Below are 20,447 nucleotides of genomic sequence, written 5' to 3'. Positions count from 1 at the left end.
TCCATATACGGAGACACTCACATGGCAGCCAATCTCGCAGCCCGTCGGTGGTGGACGATCATGCCGATCGTCTTCATCACATACAGCCTCGCCTACCTCGATCGCGCGAACTACGGGTTCGCGGCGGCGGCCGGCATCAACCAGGATCTCGGGATCAGCAAGGGCCTGTCGTCGCTGATCGGTGCGCTGTTCTTCCTCGGCTACTTCTTTTTCCAGATCCCCGGTGCGATCTATGCGGAACGCCGCAGCGTGAAGAAGCTCGTGTTCGCGAGCCTCGTGCTGTGGGGCGGCTGCGCGGCCCTGACCGGCGTGGTCAGCAACATCCCGTCGCTGATGGCGATCCGCTTCGTGCTCGGCGTCGTCGAGGCGGCCGTGATGCCGGCGATGCTGATCTACATCAGCAACTGGTTCACGAAGAACGAGCGCTCGCGCGCGAACACGTTCCTGATCCTCGGCAACCCGGTCACGGTGCTGTGGATGTCGATCGTGTCGGGTTATCTCGTGCATGAATTCGGCTGGCGCCACATGTTCATCGCCGAAGGCATCCCGGCCGTCATCTGGGCCGTGTGCTGGTGGTGCCTCGTGCAGGACAAGCCGGCCGATTCGCCGTGGCTCAACGCACAGGAAAAGCGCGACCTCGACGCCGCGCTCGCGGCCGAGCAGGCGGCGATCAAGCCGGTGCGCAACTATGGCGAGGCGTTCCGCTCGCCGGCCGTGATCAAGCTGTGCGCGCAGTATTTCTGCTGGAGCATCGGCGTGTACGGCTTCGTGCTGTGGCTGCCGTCGATCGTGAAGAACGGTTCCGATCTCGGGATGGTCGCGACCGGCTGGCTGTCCGCGCTGCCGTACCTCGCGGCGACGATCGCGATGCTCGCCGCGTCGTGGGCGTCCGACAAGGTCGGCTCGCGTCGCGGCTTCGTGTGGCCGTTCCTGCTGGTCGGCGCGGCCGCGTTCGCCGCGTCGTACGCGCTCGGCTCGTCGCATTTCTGGATCTCGTATGCGCTGCTGGTCGTCGCGGGTGCCGCGATGTATGCGCCGTACGGCCCGTTCTTCGCGATCGTGCCGGAACTGCTGCCGAAGAACGTCGCGGGCGGCGCGATGGCGCTGATCAACAGCATGGGCGCGCTCGGCTCGTTCGTCGGCTCGTACTTCGTCGGCTACCTGAACGGCGCGACCGGGTCGCCCGTCGCGTCGTACGCGTTCATGAGCGCCGCGCTCGTCGCCGCGGTGATCCTCACGCTGTCCGTCAAACCCCAGGCGCGCGATGCGCATCCGCTCGCCGCGCCGCTGCAAGGAAAATGAAACGATGAAGCCCCGTATCGTCGCGTACAAGCCGCTGCCCGATGACGTTCTCGCGTACCTGCGCGAGCATGCGGACGTCGTGCACGCCGACGGCGCCGACGCGCTTGCCGCCGCGCTCGGCGACGCCGACGGCGCGATCGGCGCGAGCCTGAAGATCACGCCGCAGATGCTCGACCGTGCGCCGCGGCTGAAGGCGTGGTCGACGATCTCGGTCGGCTACGACAACTTCGACGTCGCCGATCTGACGCGGCGCGGCATCGTGCTCGCGCATACGCCCGACGTGCTGACCGAGTCGACGGCCGATACGGTGTTTTCACTGATCCTGGCCTCCGCACGGCGCGTGGTCGAGCTCGCCGAGTGGGTGAAAGCCGGCCATTGGCATCGCAGCATCGGCCCCGACCTGTACGGCACCGACGTGCAGGGCAAGACGCTCGGCATCGTCGGGCTCGGGCGCATCGGCGGCGCGGTCGCGCGCCGCGCGGCGCTCGGCTTCCGGATGCAGGTGCTGTACGCGAACCGGTCCGCGCATGCCGAGGCCGAGACGCAGTACGGCGCCCGGCGCGTGACGCTCGACGAGTTGCTCGCGCAGTCGGATTTCGTGTGTCTGCAAGTGCCGCTGTCGCCCGACACGCGCCATCTGATCGGCGCGCCCGAGTTCGCGAAGATGAAGCGCGGCGCGATCCTGATCAACGCGTCGCGCGGGCCGGTGGTCGACGAGGCCGCGCTGATCGACGCGCTGCGTGCGGGGACGATCCGCGGCGCGGGGCTCGACGTGTTCGAGAAGGAGCCGCTGCCGGCCGATTCGCCGCTGCTGCGGATGAAGAACGTGGTCGCGCTGCCGCATATCGGCTCGGCGACGCACGAGACGCGCCATGCGATGGCGCGCTGCGCGGCGGAAAACCTGGTCGGCGCGCTGGCCGGCACGCTGCGCGCGAATCTCGTCAACCCGGATGCGCTGGCGCACGCCTGAGCCGCCTGCGATAACCGCCCTGCGCGGTTAGAGTCGATGGTCTTGGTGCCCGAGGGCTGGCTGCGTTATGATCGCCCGCGCTCGTCGCATCGACGGCCGGCCACGCGGCCGGCGGCGTCGCGCGACGGGCTTCCGCGCCAGGTCCGGTGCGGCCGACTGCTGTAACGCCATTGGCGGGCGCTGCTCGAGCGTGAAGCACCGGGCCGGCGCAGGCGCCGACGCGCCAGGACAGGGGAGGCCGCCGGTTGGCTTACGTTTCCAACAACAATGGTCCGTCTGCTCACGAAGCGGCGCGGATCGTACGTCGCGAGGCACGACAGTGACCGATTCGCAACCTTCCACGACGCGTCCGGCGACGATCAGCGACGTCGCGCGCGAGGCCGGCACGGGCAAGACCAGCGTTTCGCGCTACCTGAACGGCGAGACGCATGTGCTGTCGGTCGATCTGCGCCAGCGGATCGAGGCGGCGATCGCGCGGCTCAACTACCGGCCGAACCAGATGGCGCGCGGGCTCAAGCGCGGCCGCAACCGGCTGCTCGGCATGCTCGCGGCCGACCTGACCAATCCCTACACCGTCGAAGTGCTGCAGGGCGTCGAGGCCGCGTGCCATGCGCTCGGCTACATGCCGCTCATCTGTCACGCGGCGAACGAAGTCGAGATGGAGCGCCGCTTCCTGCAACTGCTCACGACCTACCGCGTCGAAGGGCTGATCGTCAACGCGCTCGGCGCCGAGGAAGACGTGCTGCGCCCGCTGCGCGGCGCGGGCATTCCGGCCGTGCTCGTCGATCGGACGGTCGAGGGCTTCGAGGCCGACCTGATCGGCCTCGACAATACCGATGCGATCGAGACGGCGCTCGCGCATCTGGTCGCACAGGGCTTCGACGCGATCCATTTCGTCGTGCAGCCGTTCGAGCACGTGAGCTCGCGGCGCGTGCGCGAGGCCGCGTTCCGCGCGGCGCTGGCGGCGCGCGGGCTGGCGGTGCCGTCGACGGTCGTGCTCGACCTGAACGAGCCGGACGCGGCCGCGGCGGCGCTTGCCGACGTCGATGCGCGCATCGACGATGCGGCGCGGCGCGGCGTGCGCGCGGCGCTGTTCGCCGCGAATGCGCCGGTCGCGCTGACGATCGCGCGCCACCTGCGCGCGCGCTTCGGCGCCGCGTGGCAGCAGCAGGCCGCGCTGCTGTCGATCGACGATCCGGAATGGGCCGAGCTGATCGGCATCACGACGATCCGTCAGCCGACCTACGAAATCGGCTACAAGGCCGTCGAATTCGTGCACGAGCGGATCGACGGCGCGGCGGGCGACGTGCGCGTCGCGATGCTGCCCGGCGAGCTGATCGCGCGCGCGTCGACCGCAAGCTGAGTATCATTCGGGGCACGCAGCGCGCCAGGTGCGCTGCCCCGAACAAGGAACTCCATGACTGTCGCTCCCGTCACGCTGGCGGCGCTGATCGCCGCCACGCTGATCATCGCGCTGCTGCCGCTCGTCCTCTACCGCTTCCTGCGCAAGCCGCTTGCGCTCAACCGCCGCGACACGATCGTCGGCGTCGCCGTCTTCACGCTGTTTGCCATGATCGTCGAGCGCGCGTTCCACGGGCTCGTGCTGAGCCGCACGCCCGAGGACGGCTGGCTGACGCAGCCGCTCGCGTTCGTCGCGTACAGCGCGCTCGCGACCGCCGTATTCGAGGAAATCGGCCGCTATCTCGGCATGCGCGTGCTGAACCGCCGCTATGGCGCATCGGCCGGCGACGGCCGCGGAATCGGCTACGGGATCGGTCACGGCGGCGCCGAGGCGTGGTTCGTCGGCGTGCTCGTGTGGGGTCAGTGGTCGTATCTCGCGTGGCTCGCGAGCCGCGGCCAGCTCGAGACGCAGTTGTCGGACCTGCCGGTCGACACCGTGGTGCGGCTGCACATGATGCTCGCGACACTGTCGGCCCAGTCGATCCTGCTGTTGCTGCTCGAACGCTGCGCGGCGTTCGCGGTGCAACTGGCGCTGTCGGTGCTGATGTGGCGCAGCGTGCGTGCCGGCCGCATCGCCGTGTTGCCGCTCGCGATGGTGCTGCATGCGCTCGCGGCGACGCCCACGCTGCTGTACCAGGTGCGCGTGCTGCCGGCCGCGTGGGTCGAGGCCGCGTATTTCGTGCTGGCCGCGATCCTGGTGGCCGTGCTGGCGAAGACGTGCCGGCCGTCGCGTGCGACGGCCTGACGGGAGAGACGCAATGGACGACTATCTGATCGAATGCCCGAGCACGGAATTCGATGCGCTTGCGCGCGTGATCTGCGAACTCTTTCCGGAGCAGACGCGCTTTGTCGAAAACAGCGACGAACGCGGGCGATTCCTGTCCGTGCAGTGGCTCGCGATGCGCTTCGGCGCGACGCCGAAGCGGATGACGCTGGACATCCGGATCGTGCCGGCCGCGCTCGCGCGCTACCTGGCGCTCAAGCCGATGCAGCGCGCGCGCAGCCATGCGGTGCTGCATGCGTATACGGAAGCGATGCTCGGCTCGCTCGAAGAGCGGCACGCGGCCGGCGAGGCCGTCGAGCGCGACGCGGAACTCGAACTCGACGAAGACTTTGCGTGAACGGCGGCGCCGGCCTTGCGCCGGCGCGGTGCGAGACGCGTCACGCGTCGCGGTAGACCTGAGCGAAGCGCTGCGCCTGCACGACGCCGTAGTCGCCCGGCGCGTATTGCATCACCCAGTCGCCGGCGACGCCGCGCAGCGTGTCGCCGTTTTCCGAGCGGGCGATCGTGAACGGCTCGTCCATCCGGCGCGCGAGCACGACGGCCGGCCGGTTGCGGTAGGCGCCCGGCGTGCCGTGCGCGAGCGCCGGATCGGCGGGCAGGTATTTGGCGTCGAAACGTGCGCGCGACACGACCCAGCGGTCGCCGGTCGAGCCGGTGATCAATGCGTCGCCCGTCACATAACGGTTCGGGCCTTCGAGGCTCATCAGTTCGCCGTCGGCGTCCGCGAAGGACACGGCGACGGTTTCGTCCTTGACGACGCGACGGGCCTGCGGATCGGTACGCAGATCGAGTTGCTTGAGTTCGAGCATGGCGGGGAGGGGCGGGAAAGCGGGAAAAGCCGGGAGCTTATCCCGAATTCGGCGCGCCGTGTGACGCGCCGGTCGCCGGTCGACGCACGGCGCCGTTCGGCCCGGGTGGGCCGGCACGGCGCCGGCGGGGAAGGCGTCAGGGCTGCGCGGGCGCGCTCGCGGCCGGCGCGGCGGCTGCGTTGCCTTCCTTGCCCTTCGTCTTGCCCTTGCCGCGGTGCTCGCCGCCGTGGTGCAGCCAACTGCGGAACGTCGTGTCGGCCAGCGCCTTCTGCTCGGCCGGGAAGCTCTCGTAGAGCGGCGCGAATGCGTCGGCGAGCTTCTTCGCGCCGTCGGCGTTCGCCTGCGACAGTTCCGCGTACTGCTTCATGTCGTCGATCGCGGACACGTCGTGTTTGGCCATCCGTTCACTGTAGAGGCGGCCCATCGTTGCGCCGTTGTCGCGCATCGTGTCGGCGAACGTCTTCCATTGCGGCTCCTGCGCCGACGTGATCTTCAACTGGTCGTGCAGGTACTTGATGCGCTGCTCGATGCGCGCTTCGTGGCGCGCCGCGCGCTGCTCGGCGCTCGGCGCCGACGCCGACGCCGCGGCCGTCGTTGCCGGCGCTTGCGGCTGTGCCGGGGTTTGCGCGAACGCGCTGGCTGCAACGGCGAGCGTAGCGAGGGTGAGCGAGATTTTCTTCATGGTTGGCTCTCCGGGGTGGTGTCTGGCGAGCGGGCGCGGCGGCCATCGCCGCCAGCGCGCCTCTCGCGTCGCCCGTTATTAGTAGCACGTTGCCTGCCGCGCGGCAGTGAATGCGACACTTGCTTACATCCGATACGAATCGAAATCGAAGGTGCGAATCCGGGCGATGCCGGTTGGGCGCGCCGGCGTTCGGCGCTATCATCGCGTCACTTTCCACTCCGCCGGCACATCGCGCGCCGGCTCAGCGTCATGCGTCCACCCCGTCTCGACCAACTCGACGATCTCGACCGGCAACTCGTCGCGCTGCTGCAAGCCGATGCGCGCGCCAGCGTCGCCGATCTCGCGCGCCAGCTCGACGTGGCGCGCACGACGGTCGTCGCGCGCATCGCGCGGCTCGAACGCACCAACGTGATCGCCGGGTACAGCGTGCGACTCGGGCAGGACGTGCTCGACGCGAGTATCTATGCGTACGTCGGCATCATCCTCACGCCGAAGTTCGGCAAGGACGTATTGCGCAAGCTCGACCGGATGCCGGAAGTGCAACTGCTGTGCGCGGTGAGCGGCGAGTACGACTACGTCGCGTGGCTGCGCGCCGATTCGCCGGAGCGGCTCAACGACCTGCTCGACCAGATCGGCACGCTCGAAGGCGTCGAGCGCACGACGACGTCGATCATCCTGTCGCGCAAGATCGATCGCGGAACGATCGGCGGCTGACCCGTTGGATGCGGCGCCGCGCGGGCGTCGCTGCGTCACGGCTGCCCGGATTGAAGTCGAGGTACCTGCCCGCACGCACTCGTATCGGCCTTCGCTGTCCTTCGTGATCGGCACGGGCGCCCGCCGTTGTCCTTCTGCGCACTTCGCGCGTCTTTCCCGAATCTCGTTTCGTATTCCGCTTCGAGCGGCGTGTCGTACCTGACGCATGTGCGGTTCGTGCGTCCGGTGCGACGGCGTGCGTCGTCTTCATCCTCGCGATGCGCAGCCGCCAACGGCCGGCGTGCGACAGCGGCTATGCGCGATTTTTATGCGAATCGGTCGTTTCGACCAAATCGATCGTCATAACGTCGAAATTCTCGGTCGTTTCGCATCATTCTTTGTCTTGGAACTGATTTTGCACGTCCCTACACTGTGTTCATTGGCTTAACGCCGTTCACAACACCAAACCCATCATCAGGAGATAAGCGCATGAAAATCGCCATCGTCGGCGCAGGTCTGATCGGCCACACCATTGCTCACATGCTGCGCGAAACCGGCGACTACGAAGTCGTCGCGTTCGACCGCGACGCGGATGCGCTCGCGAAGCTGTCGCGCGAAGGCATCGCGACGCAACGGGTCGATTCGGCCGACGCGAACGCGATTCGCGAAGCGGTGAAGGGCTTCGATGCGCTCGTCAACGCGCTGCCTTACTACCTCGCGGTCAACGTGGCCGCGGCGGCGAAGGCGGCCGGCGTTCATTACTTCGACCTGACCGAAGACGTGCGCGCCACCCATGCGATCCGCGAACTGGCCGACGGCTCCGACCGCGCGTTCATGCCGCAATGCGGCCTTGCGCCGGGCTTCATCGGCATCGCCGCGCACGAACTCGTGAACGGCTTCAGCGAAGTGCGCGACGTGAAGATGCGCGTCGGCGCGCTGCCCGAATATCCGACCAACGCGCTGAAGTACAACCTGACGTGGAGCGTCGACGGCCTGATCAACGAATACTGCCAGCCGTGCGAAGCGATCCGCGACGGCCGCAAGCAGTGGGTGCAGCCGCTCGAGGGCCTCGAACACTTCTCGCTCGACGGCACCGAATACGAAGCGTTCAACACGTCGGGCGGCCTCGGCACGCTGTGCGAGACGCTGTCGGGCAAGGTCGAGACGCTCGACTACAAGTCGGTGCGCTACCCGGGCCACCGCGAACTCGTGCAGTTCCTGCTCGAGGACCTGCGCCTGTCGACCGACCGCGACACGCTGAAGTCGATCATGCGCCGCGCGGTGCCGTCGACGAAGCAGGACGTCGTGCTCGTGTTCGTCACGGTGACGGGCGTGAAGGACGGCCAACTGGTTCAGGACGTGTTCACGCGCAAGATCTTCGCGAAGGACGTGTGCGGGATGCACATGAGCGCGATCCAGATCACGACGGCCGGCGCGATGTGCGCGGTGCTGGATCTGTTCCGCGAAAAGAAGCTGCCGCAGAGCGGTTTCATCCCGCAGGAGAAGGTGTCGCTGAAGGCGTTCCTGTCGAATCGTTTCGGCAAGCTGTACGACGGCGGCACGATGGAGCGCATGCACGCGGTTGCCTGACCGCGGTTGCCAGACGGTAGTTACCAGACGATTCGCCAGCCACTGGCACGAGGGCCGTACGACGCCGGGAGCGCAGCAGCGCTTCCGGCGTTGTTTTTTGGGGGAGAAGCGGAAGGGCCGGGGGGCGCGGGATCAGGCCGGCAGCGGCGGGACCATCGTCGCCGGCTGCGGCGGCGGCACGATGCGGTACAGCAGCGCGTCGATGTCCGCGTCGGACGGCGCGGTGTTGTCGAACATCACGATGCCGTCGCATTCGCGGCCGGTGGGCACGAAGCGGCGCTGCCGGTATTCGTCCCAGTGCGCGAGCTTGTACGCATCGTTCGGGTTCGCACGCGCGACGATCCGCTGGTGCGCGACGTCTTCCGACGTATGGACCCACACGACCGTCAGCGTGACGTCCGGCGCGATGCCGAGCCACGCGCGATCGAGGATGCGCCGGTCGCGCACTTCGCGCGACAGCGGGCCGACGACGAGCGCGCCGATGCCGAGCGCGAGATTTTCGCGGGCCGTGTCGAGCAGGCCCTGGTATTCGGCATCGCGAAGGTGCTTCAGGTAGAGCGGGCTGTCGCGGTCGTTCGGATCGTCCGTGAGCGCCCCCATCGCGGCCGCGCTGTAGCGGCCGTACAGCGTGTCCTTGTCGAGCAGGCAGAACGCCTGGCCGGTCGCGCGCATCAGCGGCCCGATGAGCCGCTTCGCAAGCGTGGTCTTGCCGGTGCCGGCGTGACCGCAGAAGAACGCCAGGTGCGTCACGAATGCCGGCTCCCCGACCGCTGGCCCGACGTGTCGCCGCGCTTGTCGCCGCGCGAGAACACTTCCGCTTCCAGCCACATCGCGTTGATGATGCCGAAGCCGAGCGCCACGCCGATGCCGAGTATCCACGAGAAATACCACATAGGTCTGTCTCCTTGACGATTGGGCCGCGCGGCCGTTGTGCAGTGCGCAATGCAGGCCTGACGAGCCGGTCGGAGCGCACGGAGCGCGTGCTGCGATGCACGCAGCCCGATCATGACCAATATCGGCGTGCCGTGCAAGCCGGCCCGTCCGTGCAGCAAACCGGTAAACTGATGCGCAAACCGCAATATCGTGAACAACATGCTGATCAACTGTGCTGCTTACCAGGACGGCCGCAAGCTGGCCGATATCGACATCGATGCCATCAGCGATTACGTGTCGAAGCCCGAATGCTTCGTCTGGGTCGCGCTGAAGGATCCGACGCCCGAGGAAATCGACCTGATGGGCGAGGAATTCGGGTTGCACGAGCTGGCGCTCGAGGATGCGCGCAAGGGCCATCAGCGGCCGAAGATCGAGGAATACGGCGATTCGCTGTTCGCGGTGCTGCATACGGTCGAACTCGACGAGGACGGCGAATTCAAGGTCGGCGAATTGAACGTGTTCGTCGGCCCGAATTACGTGCTGTCGATCCGCAACCATACCGAGCACGATTTCCGCGACGTGCGCAAGCGTTGCGAGCGGGAGCCGCATCTGCTGCGGGAGGGGTCGGCGTTCGTGTTCTACGCGCTGATGGACCAGGTCGTCGACCGGTATTTCCCGATCCTCGAAACGCTCGGCACCGAACTCGAGGAACTCGAGGACCGCATTTTCGCGAAGGCCACGCCGGCGTCGTCGCGCGCGATCATCGAGGATCTCTATTCGCTGAAACGCCGGCTCGTGCTGCTGTACCAGCACACGGCGCCGCTGATGGAGCCGCTCGCGAAGCTCACCGGCGGGCGTGTTCCGCAAGTCTGCAGCGGGATGGCGGCCTACTTCCGCGATGTGTACGACCATTTGCAGCGGATCGTGAAAACGATCGAAGGGCGGCGCGAGATGGTCGTCACGGCGATCCAGGTCAACCTCGGAATGATCTCGCTCGCGGAGAACGAGGTGACCAAGCGGCTCGGCTCGTTCGCCGCGCTGTTCGCGATACCGACGATGATCGCCGGCATCTACGGGATGAACTTCGCGAACATGCCTGAACTGCACCTGAAATACGGGTTCTACGGCTGCATCGCGGTGATGGCCGCCGCCGACCTCGCGCTGTGGTGGCGTTTCAAGCGGGCAGGGTGGCTGTAGGGCGGCGTCACGCCGGCCGCGGCGCGTGCTTGCCGACCACGACGCGCCACGGCCGCACGCGCCACGATTTCACGAGGCCGTTCTGCACGTACGGATCGGCGCGCGCGAACGATTCGGCCGCTTCCGGCGAATCGCCTTCGAACACGAGCACGGCTTGGTCGGCCGGGTCGGCCAGCGCACCGGCGAGCACGAGTTCGCCGCGCTCGGTCGCCGCCTGCGCGAGCGCGAGATGCTCCGCACGAAGCGGTTCGCGGCGCGACAGGTAGTCGTCGACGAGTTCATAGATCAACTGGTAATGCATGATCGCTCCAGGAATCGGTTTCCGCCTCGGATAGTGGGCGGCCAGGTCAGTATAGGGCAGCGGGAAAGCCCTTGGCGGCGTGGTTTGCCGGCGCGATGGCGGGCATTGGCCGGGCGCGCTTCATGACCCGCGCATCCCGGCCGATATCCCGCTGGTTTCCTCAAAAACGCAACTAACGGTCGAGCTTCCAAACATCGGCAAATTGCCGGGCGCTTCGCGTCCACGGCCGATCCGCGTGGAATTCGTCTACAGGAAACGAGGGGCCGCCGCGGCCTATGCCGGGTCCGGATTTCGCATCCCGGCGAACGCAGGGGAGCGGATGAAAACGATAGGCGCCGGCCCGGGGCGGGGGCGTGCGAGGGGTGTTTCCATTGGGCCGGAATGCGACCTATGCTGAACGAATCCGGAGCGAACGCCGTTCGCCCGATTCGCCCAGACGAGGTGTGCCATGCCGGTCTCAGCCACCCTGCAGGATTGCCTGCGCCAGAAGTCATCGCGGTACGAAGTCGTGTACCACCCCTATAGCCATACGAGCATGGAGACGGCCGCCGCCGCGCACATTCCCGGCGATCGTCTCGCGAAAACGGTGCTCCTCGAGGACGCCGAGGGCTACGTCGCCGCCGTGTTGCCGACGACGCACGCCGTGCGTCTGTCGGATCTCTGGGTGAAGACGGGACGCCATCTCGTGCTCGCCCGGGAGGTCGAATTGCGCGACCTGTTCAAGGATTGCGACATGGGCGCGCTGCCGCCCGTATGCATGGCGTACGGGATGAAGACGTTCCTCGAGGAACGCCTCGCGCAGCAGCCGGAAGTCTATTTCGAGGCCGGCGACCACGAAGCGCTGATCCACATGATGCAGGACGAATTCCTGGCGCTGATGGAGACGGCCGAGCGCGCGCATTTCTCGCATCGTATGCAGGGGATGATGCTGTCCTGAGCGATGCCGGCCGTGCATCGATGACGCATGCGCGGGCATTTTTCCCACCGGGCTCGGTGAAGTGGAGATGCCCGTGCGCGCAGAGGGGCGGGCAACGAATTCACGCTGGCGCAGCGGTACCCGGTTTCGGAAAATCGGTTCGTTGTGCAGAAGATACTTTAAACCGGGCCGGTAGGAAGGTTTGCTTATTTTCGTTTGGAATCCTTTGCAAATAAGCGGTGGGCGACTCCGCGGAATATCGCGTCAACGGGACCTGGCTCCGCGTGACAACGGTCAATCGGCTTCCATCCTTGCATGAGACAACCAGACGCATCCGGCGGCGCGCACTCCAGACGCGCCAATTCAGTGCGCCGCACTAAATCGGTGATTATTTATGAGAAGCACTGAATTAGTGCGATAGCCTACAAAATAATTACCGAATTAATGGAAAATGTTTGTTGAAGCTTACTAACTTGTTATTCGAGTAAGGCCTCCAAACTTTGTATTTGGGTATCAAATAAAGTTTGACGCCCCAATTTTTTCCTTGCTATCTTCTGCACCCAAGACGAACGGCCTGGCTGACATCGGCGTGTAACGAAGATTCAATCGCCATACGAGAATGTGGCTGCGCCGACGAAGCTGACAATTGCCTGAACGCGCTGGTGCAGGGCGGACGCCGGATAGGGCGGCTACCCCGTGGTGGTTGAAACGATTCCTTGAAATTGAATGAATTCGGATCCGAGATCGATGCTTTCGATTCGGATTACTAATTGCATCGAAAATGAAATTTCACGTTGAGGCGGAGGCGGAACCGACCCGGTTCCGGCGCCGGCCATCATCGCGAAACTGGGCGATTCGCTTGGGGGATGGATAGTGGGCATGAAAGTCGAAGAGCATCTGGTTGCTTCGAACAGCGGACTGGCCACGCTGGGCCGTCCGCGGGAATTCGGCAAGAAGCAGCAGAATCCGGTGCGCCGTTTCGGCGGCATCGCAGTCGTCCTCCTGTTGCATGCAGTGCTGATCTACGCATTGCTCAACGGCCTCGCGACGAAAGTCGTGCAGGTGATCCAGCATCCGATCGAAACCCGCATCATCGAGCCGGTGAAGCCGCCGCCGCCCCCGCCGATGCCGGTCGTCAAGCTTCCGCCGCCGAAGTTCGCACCCCCGCCGCCGCCGTTCGTGCCGCCGCCGGAAGTACCGGTGCAGGCGCCGCCGCAGGCGACGATCACGCACCAGTCGGCACCGGTGCCATCCGCGCCGGCCGTGCAGGCGCAGGTCATCGCACCGCCCGCGCCGGCGGCCAAACCGGTCAGTCACGAAGTAGGTGTCGTCTGCCCGAACTCGGACACGATTCGCGCGTCGATGCAGTACCCGAAGGAAGCGCAGGAAAACAACATCACGGGTGACGTGACGATCGAGTTCGTCGTGGATGCGGAAGGGAACATCACGAACGAACGCGTGGCCCAGTCGGCCGACCCCGTGCTCGATCGTGCGGCGTACAACACCGTGAAGCGGTTCAAATGCGTGGCGCAAGGCCAGGCAGTACGGGTGCAGGTGCCGTTCTCGTTCAACCTGAATTGATGCAGTGGGCGGTCCGGCGGGAGCCGGACCGGTGAAAACCGGCTCGAACCTTAATCGTAAGTTCAACGAAAGAATTGGAGTGGGGTATGACGAAGCGTTCTCTAGCCGCGCTGGCGGCAAGCCTGTTGATGTCCGTCGCTGCAATCGACGGGCTCGTTGCACCGCAGCCCGCTTATGCGCAGGCGAGCGGATCCACCGCGGCATCCGACGCGCCGACACAGGCCGCGGCGCCCACGCAGGCGCCTTCCGCGGCCGAGCCGGCCCCGCCGCCGGCGCCGGCCACGACCGAAGCGGTCGAGAATCCGTACGGACTCGGCGCGCTCTGGAAGAACGGCGACTTCGTCGCGCGCTTCGTACTGATCCTGCTCGTGATCATGTCGATGGGCAGCTGGTACATCATGATCACGAAGTTCGTCGAGCAATTGCGGGCAAACCGCCGCGCGAAAATCGCGGACGCACAGCTCTGGAGCGCGCCGTCGCTGGCCGAGGGCGCAAAGCTGCTCGACGAGGCGTCGCCGTTCCGCTTCATCGCCGAAACGGCGATCGAGGCGGGCGAGCATCACGACGAGGCGCTGCTCGAAGCCGTGGACCGCAACACATGGATCGACGTGTCCGTCGAGCGCTCGATCACGAACGTGTCGAACCGCCTGCAGGACGGGCTCGCGTTCCTGGCGACGGTCGGTTCGACCGCGCCGTTCGTCGGGCTGTTCGGCACGGTCTGGGGGATCTATCACGCGCTGACGGCGATCGGGATCGCGGGCCAGGCATCGATCGACAAGGTCGCGGGCCCGGTGGGCGAGGCGCTGATCATGACGGCGATCGGCCTGGCGGTCGCGGTGCCTGCCGTACTTGGCTACAACTTCCTCGTCCGGCGCAACAAGTCGGTGATGGAACGCGTCCGCAACTTCGGCGCCCAGCTGCATACCGTGCTGCTGGCCGGGAGCAAGCGCGCGGTGCGCGCGCCGTCGCCCGCCGCGTCGCTCGTGAACTGACCGGCTGACGGAGGCGCGCGATGGGCATGAACGTCGGGCAGGACGAAAGCGACGAGGTGATCGCGAACATCAACACGACGCCGCTCGTCGACGTGATGCTGGTGTTGCTGATCATCTTCCTGATCACGATTCCGGTCGTCACGCACACGATCCAGCTGCAGTTGCCGAAGGAGGTCGTGCAGCCGCTGCAGACCACGCCGAAGAGCGTCGAGATCGCGGTGAATCGCGACGGCGATTTCTTCTGGGGCGAACAACGGGTGGATGCGTCGGCGTTGCTCGCGAAGCTGAAGGGTGTGTCGCAGCAGCAGCCGCAGCCGAGCGTGCACGTACGGGGCGACCAGAACACGCGCTACGAGTTCATCGGCCGGGTCGTCACGATGTGCGAGCGAGCGGGTATCGCGAAGGTGTCGTTCATTACGGAACCGCCGGCGCGGGGTGGTTAGCCTTGCATGGGAACGGCATACGCGCCGATTCCGATTGACGACGACGCATGGGATCAGATCAGGCATCGACAGGAGCAGACGATGGGAATGAACGTGCCTTCGGGCGGGAGCGGCGGCGAGCCGGACGTGATGGTCGACATCAACACCACGCCGCTGATCGACGTGATGCTGGTGCTGCTGATCATGCTGATCATCACGATCCCGATCCAGATGCATTCGGTGAAGATGGACCTGCCGGTGGGCAACCCGCCGCCGCCCGCCGCACCGCCGGAAGTGGTGCAGATCGACATCGACTTCGACGGTGCGACGACGTGGAACGGCGCGCCGGTGCCGGACCGCGCGGCACTCGAGGCGAAGCTGACGGCGGTCGCGCACGAGCCCGTGCAGGCGGAGATCCATCTGCGAGCGAACAAGCTGGCGCCGTACAAGGACGTGGCGGCCGTACTGGCGTCCGCGCAGCGCGTGGGCGCGACGAAGATCGGCCTGATCGGAAACGAGCAGTTCATGCAATGACGGGACAGGCCGACCGATGAACCAGCGACGATGGAAACGGATGATGGCGCTGACTGCGCTCGGTGCGGCCTGCGTGCTCGGCCGGCCGGCGTGGGCGGCCGACGCGTTGCGGCCCGACGTGGCGAAGCCGCTGGCCGCGGCGCAGGACCTGTATCGCGCGCACAGGTATCGCGATGCGCTCGGCAAGATCGCGCAGGCGGCCGCCGTGCCCAACCGCACGCCGTACGAAACCTACATGGTGGAAGCGACGCGCGGCGCGGCGGCGATGGCGGCCGGCGATACCGGCGTGGCCGCGCAGGCCTACGAAACCGTGCTGAACTCGGGGCGCCTGTCGGGCGCGGACGAGCAGCGGACGACGGCGGCGCTCGCGGGAATCTACTTCCAGCAGAAGAACTATCCGCAGGCGATCCGCGTCGCGCAGCGCTACCTGAAGGCGGGCGGCACGGATCCGGACATGCGCACGCTGCTCACGCAGTCGTATTACCTGTCGAACGATTGCGGCCAGGTCGTGAGCCAGTTGAAGGCGAGCACGGAGGCACAGGCGAAGGCCGGCCACGCGCCGGACGAGGGCCAGCTGCAGATGCTGGCGACCTGTGCGCAAAAGAGCAAGGACGCCGTTGCCTATCGCAACGCGCTCGGCATGCTGGTGGCTTTTCATCCGAGCCCCGCGTACTGGGAGGACATGATCTCGGCCATTCGCGGCAGCCCCGGTTACCTGTCGTCGCTCGACCTCGACATCTACCGGTTGCGCAGGGCGACGGGCTCGCTGACGACGGCCGACGCCTACATGGAGATGACGCAGCTCGCGCTGGTGGCGGGAACGCCGGCCGAGGGCAGGCAGGTGATCGACCAGGGATTCGCGTCCGGCGTGCTGGGCAAGGATGCACAGGCGGAGCGCGAGAAACGGCTGCAGGCGCTGGCTGCCAAGCGTGCGCAGTCGGGTGCGGACGCCGCCAACCCGGTGGCGCCGATCGATGCCGGCATGAATCTGGTGTTCGCGGGCCATGCGGCGCAGGGGCTGTCGATGATGGAGCAGGTGATCGCGAAAGGCGGACTCGAGCATCCCGATGCCGCGCGGCTGCGGCTCGGCGAGGCGTACTACGTAGCCGGCCAGAAGGCGCATGCGGTCCAGGTGCTGCGCACGGTGAAGGGTAACGACGGGTCGGCGGATCTGGCGAAGCTATGGACGGCGGTGGCGTCCCGGTAGCGCAACGCAAAGCCGCGACGGCATGCGACGCGCACGCAATCGACGAGCAGCGTGGCGCGATGGAAGTACAAGTCCTTGACGTTCTGACATGAAGAGAGACAGGGGAAATGTTATTAATTAGTAACGCGAATGAAATAGGCGAAACACTCGCGGGCGCGCGGCGACGGTGCCGCGCCGCGTCGGCCGCGTCATCGCATCGGCCAAGGCTGGCCGACATCAAACCGGTTTCGACTGCGAGGCTCCGCACTTCCATGACTGTGCCCCCTGATGAGTCGGTTCTGGTCGCCGTATCGCTGGGCAGCAAGATCCGGGCGCTGCGCCAGCGCCTGAAGCTCACGCTTGACGAGACGGCCGGGATCGCGGGTATTTCGAAGCCGTTCCTGTCTCAGGTCGAGCGTGGGCGCGCGACGCCGTCGATCACGTCGCTGGTCCGGATCGCGCACGCGCTGGGCGTCACGATGCAGTACTTCATCGACACGCCGACGGAAGCGCGTTCGGTGTGCCGCGGGAACGCGCTGCAGTACTTCCAGTTCGCGAACTCGGCCAGCCTGTTTGCCAGACTGACGAACCTGGTGGATGGCCGCAAGCTTGACGCGATTCTCGTCAGGATGCCGGCGGGGCAGTCGCCGTCCGAGATAACGACGCATGCGGGCGAGGAATTCGTCTACGTGATGCGCGGGCAGGTCGCGCTGACGCTCGAGGATTGCACGTTCACGCTCAACGCGGGCGATACCGCGCACTACGAATCGACGATGCCGCATGCATGGCGCAACACGGCCGACGAAGAAGCGGTGATCGTCTGGGTCGGCACGCCGAGACTGTTCTAGCGGAGGCGGCAGGCGCCGCATGTCGAACGGTAAGCAGCAGGAAGTGCGCTCATGACATCTAGTAAGTATGACGAAGTAAATATAAAGAAACGGTGATGCTGGGCGGAACGGGTGCCCAAGGCCGATCCGTTCGAGTCGTAGCGGTCGGAAGGGTGGCTATTGCGGGTTCCGTTACACGGGCGCCCAGGACGCGCAAGGAATTCACAAGGTTCCGGCGTACAGCAGGTGGGGTCTTACTACGAGCGAGAGGGAACGAGATGAAGCAGAGAGTATTGGCGTTGGCCATCAAGAGGATAGTCTGGGCGGAACTGGCGCTGACGGCCGCGCTGGTGCCGCCGGCGTTTGCCCAGAGCCAGCCGGCGCCAGGCGTCGCATCGATCGCGGATGCGGTCGCGAATGGCGCACCCGTGACCGTCGCGCAGGCGAACGGTACGGCGGGCGCTGTCGCCGCCACGGGCGCCGCGGCATCCGGTGCGGCAGCCGAGGCGACGCCGGCCGCTCCCGGCGCGAACGGACAGGGCAAGGTCGCGCAGATCAAGCGGTTCGAAGTGACGGGTTCGCTGATCCGGCAGGCCGACAAGGTCGGCTTCAACCAGGTTCAGACCATCACGAGCAAGGACATCGAGAACAGCGGCCACACCAGCGTCGCCGACTACCTGCGCAGCACCTCGGCGAATTCGGCAAGCAGTTGGAGCGAAGGGACGACGAACAGCTTCGCGCCGGGCGGCGCAGGCATCGCATTGCGCGGCCTCAGCGAGAAGTACACGCTGGTGCTGATCGACGGCATGCGGGTGTCACCGTATGCGTTCGCGGTGAACGGCAGCGATCAGTTTTTCGACCTGAACACGCTGCCGCTGAACATCATCGACCGAATCGAAATCGTCAAGACAGGCGCGGTGTCTCAGTATGGTTCCGACGCAATCGCGGGCGTGGTGAACATCATCACGAAGAAAAACTTCCAGGGTCTCGAGCTGGGAGGCAGCTACGGCGGTGCGACGAACGGTGAAGGCGGCCAGGGCACGACGAAGTTCAGCATCCTCGGCGGCTTCGGCGACCTGAACGCCGACCGCTTCAACGTGACGGCGGCGCTCAGCTACTACAAGTCGAACGGCATCTCGATCGCCGATCGCGACATGACGCAGAACCAGGATTTCTCCAATTTCCCGGGCGGCGTGTCGAACCAGAGCGTGTCGTACTGGCGCAATCCGGCCACCGGCGCGAAGGTGCCGCTGAGCCCGTGTCCGAACGGCGGTCAGGCCGTGCCGGGCACCTCCGTCGCGCAGGTCAACGGTCCCGGAACGGTCTGCGCAAACAACACCGCGTACGCATCGTCGCTGTCACCGTGGACTGAACGCCTGAGCGCGAAGGTGCACGCCGACTTCAAGATCAGCGACGCGATGCAGGCGTTCGCCGATCTCTGGGAAAGCAACAATACGACGGTCACGAACAACTTCGTCGGCCGCCTCGGCAACAGCACGCAGACCTATGATCCGGCGACGGGCGGTCTCAACCCGATTTCGAACCTCGTGCCGGGCAGCAACCCGTATAACCCGTTTGGCGTGCCGGCCAAGCTGGTCTATGCATTCCCGGCCACGCAGGCCGTGCATACGAGCTCCAACTTCTGGCGTGCCGCGACGGGTGTGAAAGGATCGTTCAGCACGCCGCGCGTGGGTGACTGGGACTGGACGGCGTCCTACACGCATTCGCAGAACACGGTGTCGAACAACTATTCGAACCTGATCAACGCGGCCGCGCTCGAAAATATCGTCCAGAACGGCGTATTCAACTTCGCGAATCCATCGTCGACACCGAACGGGTTGAACGGGCTGTACGGAAGCACGTCGACGCAGGCCATCACGAAGCTCGACGCCGTCGATGCGACGCTGTCGACGCCGAACCTGTTCACGTTGCCCACGGGTAACGTCGGCCTGGGTCTCGGTACGCAATTCACGCACCAGAGCCAATACATCGGGACGGGCGCGGACTACGCGAACGGCACGCTCATCCAGCCGGCGCTGCAATCGGTCAACGGCGAGCGCAACGTCGCGGCGGTCTACTACCAGATCGACATTCCCATCCTGAAGAACCTGACGTTCAGCCAGTCGGGACGCTACGACCACTACAGCGACTTCGGTGGCGCGTTTTCGCCGCGCTTCGCGTTGCGCTTCCAGCCGATCCGCGAGCTGACGATGTACGGTTCGTACAACCGGGGCTTCCGCGCGCCGACGCTGATCGAAAACACTTCGTCGAGGACCTACGGCGCGCAGGGTGCGGTCGATTCGAACGATCCTAACAATCCGAACGCATACAACCTCGTCGAGGAAGTGCAGGCCGGTAACAGCAAGCTGCAGCCTGAGCGGACCAAGAACTACAACATCGGCTTCCAGCTGTCGCCTACCCGCAATACCGATTTCGGCTTCGACTGGTACAAGATCCACATCGACAACGTGATCGGCACGGAAGACATCCAGACGGTGGTCGACCAGAACGATCCGTCGAAGGTGATCCGTAATCCGAATGGTTCGATCGCGTATGTCGTGCTGCCGTACATGAACCTGTCGTCGCTCGATACGGACGGCTTCGAGACCACCTTCCGCCAATCGGTGTCGACCAAGATCGGTACCTTCACGCTGTCGGGCGACTGGGCCTACGTGTGGCACTTCAAGATGCCGGTGGGCGGCGAGACGACCGACTTCGCGGGCAACAACGGTTCGCTGAACGAGCCGTTCGGCGGCAGCTTCCCGCGCTGGAAGGGCAACACGAGTCTGAACTGGAACTACCACAACCAATGGAACGCGACGTTGACGTGGATGTTCACGGGACCGTACAGCCAGGCCATCCTGTCGCCGGGCCAATATCCGAACATGCAGGACAGCGTGGCGTCGTACAGCCAGTTCAACCTGATGGTCAGCTACACCGGCTTCAAGCATTGGACGATCTACGCGGGCATCGACAACATCTTCAATCGTGCGCCGCCGTTCGACCCGGTTTTCATGAACGCGAGCTACCAGACGGGCTACGACACGTCGCTGTACACGTATGTCGGTCGATTCGCGCAGGTTGGCGCGACCTACAAGTTCTGATGCCGATTGCGATGCACGGATGGGCTTTAGACCGGCCGCTCCACGTCCACCTCCCCATTTTTTGGAGCGGCCCTTTTTCGCCTGGCGCCACGACGGCCTGCAACCGGGACGTGCGGCGATGCAGTTCGCAGGCGCGTTTTCAGCACGAACAACCAGTGGGATGCAGGTGGCACGCGGCATCCTGCACCGGCATCTACCGCGCGCAGGCATCACGCCCGCACGC

The 20,447-nt window shown here is 65.7% G+C and carries 21 protein-coding genes; 16 read left to right on the top strand and 5 right to left on the bottom strand.

Annotation, left to right across the window (positions count from 1 at the left end):
* Positions 1–21: 21 nt before the first annotated feature.
* From LGM42_RS06395 to LGM42_RS06375, 5 genes are all read left to right on the top strand, one after another.
* Positions 22–1,302 carry an MFS transporter gene (locus LGM42_RS06395; protein ID WP_059583435.1) on the top strand — a complete coding sequence of 427 codons (1,281 nt, stop codon included), beginning with the start codon at positions 22–24 and terminating at the stop codon, positions 1,300–1,302.
* A 4-nt stretch (positions 1,303–1,306) separates the two neighbouring features.
* A complete protein-coding gene (locus LGM42_RS06390) occupies positions 1,307–2,272 on the top strand; it encodes an NAD(P)-dependent oxidoreductase (protein WP_060318835.1) in 966 nt (321 codons plus the stop codon).
* 319 nt (positions 2,273–2,591) lie between these two features.
* On the top strand, positions 2,592–3,635 hold the full coding sequence (locus tag LGM42_RS06385; protein ID WP_226231823.1) for a LacI family DNA-binding transcriptional regulator: 1,044 nt from the start codon (positions 2,592–2,594) through the stop codon (positions 3,633–3,635).
* 54 nt (positions 3,636–3,689) lie between these two features.
* Positions 3,690–4,478, top strand: a complete 789-nt coding sequence (locus tag LGM42_RS06380) for a YhfC family intramembrane metalloprotease (RefSeq protein ID WP_226231822.1) — start codon at positions 3,690–3,692, stop codon at positions 4,476–4,478.
* A 13-nt stretch (positions 4,479–4,491) separates the two neighbouring features.
* A complete protein-coding gene (locus LGM42_RS06375; protein WP_226231821.1) occupies positions 4,492–4,854 on the top strand; it encodes a DUF3022 domain-containing protein in 363 nt (120 codons plus the stop codon).
* A 40-nt stretch (positions 4,855–4,894) separates the two neighbouring features.
* On the opposite strand, the gene LGM42_RS06370 is transcribed toward LGM42_RS06375, so the two are convergent.
* On the bottom strand, positions 4,895–5,326 hold the full coding sequence (locus tag LGM42_RS06370; RefSeq protein ID WP_059583428.1) for a PGDYG domain-containing protein: 432 nt from the start codon (positions 5,324–5,326) through the stop codon (positions 4,895–4,897).
* Between the two features lie 136 nt (positions 5,327–5,462).
* On the bottom strand, positions 5,463–6,008 hold the full coding sequence (locus LGM42_RS06365; RefSeq protein WP_059645862.1) for a Spy/CpxP family protein refolding chaperone: 546 nt from the start codon (positions 6,006–6,008) through the stop codon (positions 5,463–5,465).
* Positions 6,009–6,257: 249 nt separating this feature from the next.
* Between LGM42_RS06365 and LGM42_RS06360 the strand changes: the two genes are divergently transcribed.
* Both LGM42_RS06360 and LGM42_RS06355 read left to right on the top strand, forming a co-directional pair.
* Entirely contained in the window at positions 6,258–6,722 is a 465-nt protein-coding gene (locus LGM42_RS06360) for an Lrp/AsnC family transcriptional regulator (protein ID WP_006481526.1), read from the top strand.
* A gap of 468 nt (positions 6,723–7,190) precedes the next feature.
* Positions 7,191–8,291, top strand: a complete 1,101-nt coding sequence (locus tag LGM42_RS06355; RefSeq protein ID WP_059583425.1) for a saccharopine dehydrogenase family protein — start codon at positions 7,191–7,193, stop codon at positions 8,289–8,291.
* A 132-nt stretch (positions 8,292–8,423) separates the two neighbouring features.
* On the opposite strand, the gene LGM42_RS06350 is transcribed toward LGM42_RS06355, so the two are convergent.
* Complete coding sequence (locus LGM42_RS06350) at positions 8,424–9,041, bottom strand: AAA family ATPase (RefSeq protein WP_124863611.1); 618 nt, start codon at positions 9,039–9,041, stop codon at positions 8,424–8,426.
* Entirely contained in the window at positions 9,038–9,184 is a 147-nt protein-coding gene (gene cydX / locus LGM42_RS06345) for a cytochrome bd-I oxidase subunit CydX (protein ID WP_063892434.1), read from the bottom strand. The genes LGM42_RS06350 and cydX overlap by 4 nt, the downstream gene beginning before the upstream one ends.
* A gap of 199 nt (positions 9,185–9,383) precedes the next feature.
* On the opposite strand from cydX, the gene corA reads away from it, so the two are divergent.
* Complete coding sequence (gene corA / locus LGM42_RS06340) at positions 9,384–10,361, top strand: magnesium/cobalt transporter CorA (RefSeq protein WP_059583422.1); 978 nt, start codon at positions 9,384–9,386, stop codon at positions 10,359–10,361.
* 7 nt (positions 10,362–10,368) lie between these two features.
* On the opposite strand, the gene LGM42_RS06335 is transcribed toward corA, so the two are convergent.
* Positions 10,369–10,662: a YciI-like protein gene (locus tag LGM42_RS06335; protein WP_059583421.1), complete on the bottom strand. Its 294-nt coding sequence runs from the start codon at positions 10,660–10,662 to the stop codon at positions 10,369–10,371.
* A 448-nt stretch (positions 10,663–11,110) separates the two neighbouring features.
* On the opposite strand from LGM42_RS06335, the gene LGM42_RS06330 reads away from it, so the two are divergent.
* The 8 genes from LGM42_RS06330 (at position 11,111) to LGM42_RS06295 (ending at position 20,224) form a co-directional block, all read left to right on the top strand.
* Complete coding sequence (locus LGM42_RS06330; protein ID WP_060318656.1) at positions 11,111–11,599, top strand: aminoacyl-tRNA deacylase; 489 nt, start codon at positions 11,111–11,113, stop codon at positions 11,597–11,599.
* 858 nt (positions 11,600–12,457) lie between these two features.
* On the top strand, positions 12,458–13,159 hold the full coding sequence (locus LGM42_RS06325; protein ID WP_226231820.1) for an energy transducer TonB: 702 nt from the start codon (positions 12,458–12,460) through the stop codon (positions 13,157–13,159).
* Positions 13,160–13,245: 86 nt separating this feature from the next.
* Positions 13,246–14,151: a MotA/TolQ/ExbB proton channel family protein gene (locus LGM42_RS06320; protein WP_226231819.1), complete on the top strand. Its 906-nt coding sequence runs from the start codon at positions 13,246–13,248 to the stop codon at positions 14,149–14,151.
* Positions 14,152–14,171: 20 nt separating this feature from the next.
* Complete coding sequence (locus LGM42_RS06315) at positions 14,172–14,594, top strand: ExbD/TolR family protein (protein WP_059645854.1); 423 nt, start codon at positions 14,172–14,174, stop codon at positions 14,592–14,594.
* A gap of 81 nt (positions 14,595–14,675) precedes the next feature.
* Complete coding sequence (locus LGM42_RS06310; RefSeq protein ID WP_060318832.1) at positions 14,676–15,107, top strand: ExbD/TolR family protein; 432 nt, start codon at positions 14,676–14,678, stop codon at positions 15,105–15,107.
* Between the two features lie 16 nt (positions 15,108–15,123).
* Entirely contained in the window at positions 15,124–16,314 is a 1,191-nt protein-coding gene (locus LGM42_RS06305; RefSeq protein WP_060318653.1) for a tetratricopeptide repeat protein, read from the top strand.
* Positions 16,315–16,565: 251 nt separating this feature from the next.
* Positions 16,566–17,141, top strand: coding sequence for a helix-turn-helix domain-containing protein (locus LGM42_RS06300; RefSeq protein WP_059645851.1), 576 nt, complete (start codon positions 16,566–16,568; stop codon positions 17,139–17,141).
* A 257-nt stretch (positions 17,142–17,398) separates the two neighbouring features.
* Complete coding sequence (locus LGM42_RS06295) at positions 17,399–20,224, top strand: TonB-dependent receptor (protein ID WP_226231818.1); 2,826 nt, start codon at positions 17,399–17,401, stop codon at positions 20,222–20,224.
* The last annotated feature ends 223 nt before the right edge of the window (positions 20,225–20,447 follow it).

This window comes from Burkholderia sp. AU39826 (assembly GCF_020419965.1).
In the GTDB taxonomy this organism is placed as follows: Bacteria; Pseudomonadota; Gammaproteobacteria; order Burkholderiales; family Burkholderiaceae; genus Burkholderia; species Burkholderia semiarida.
The sequence above is the reverse complement of the archived record's forward strand: the minus strand, read 5'-3'. Positions and strand labels throughout refer to the sequence as shown.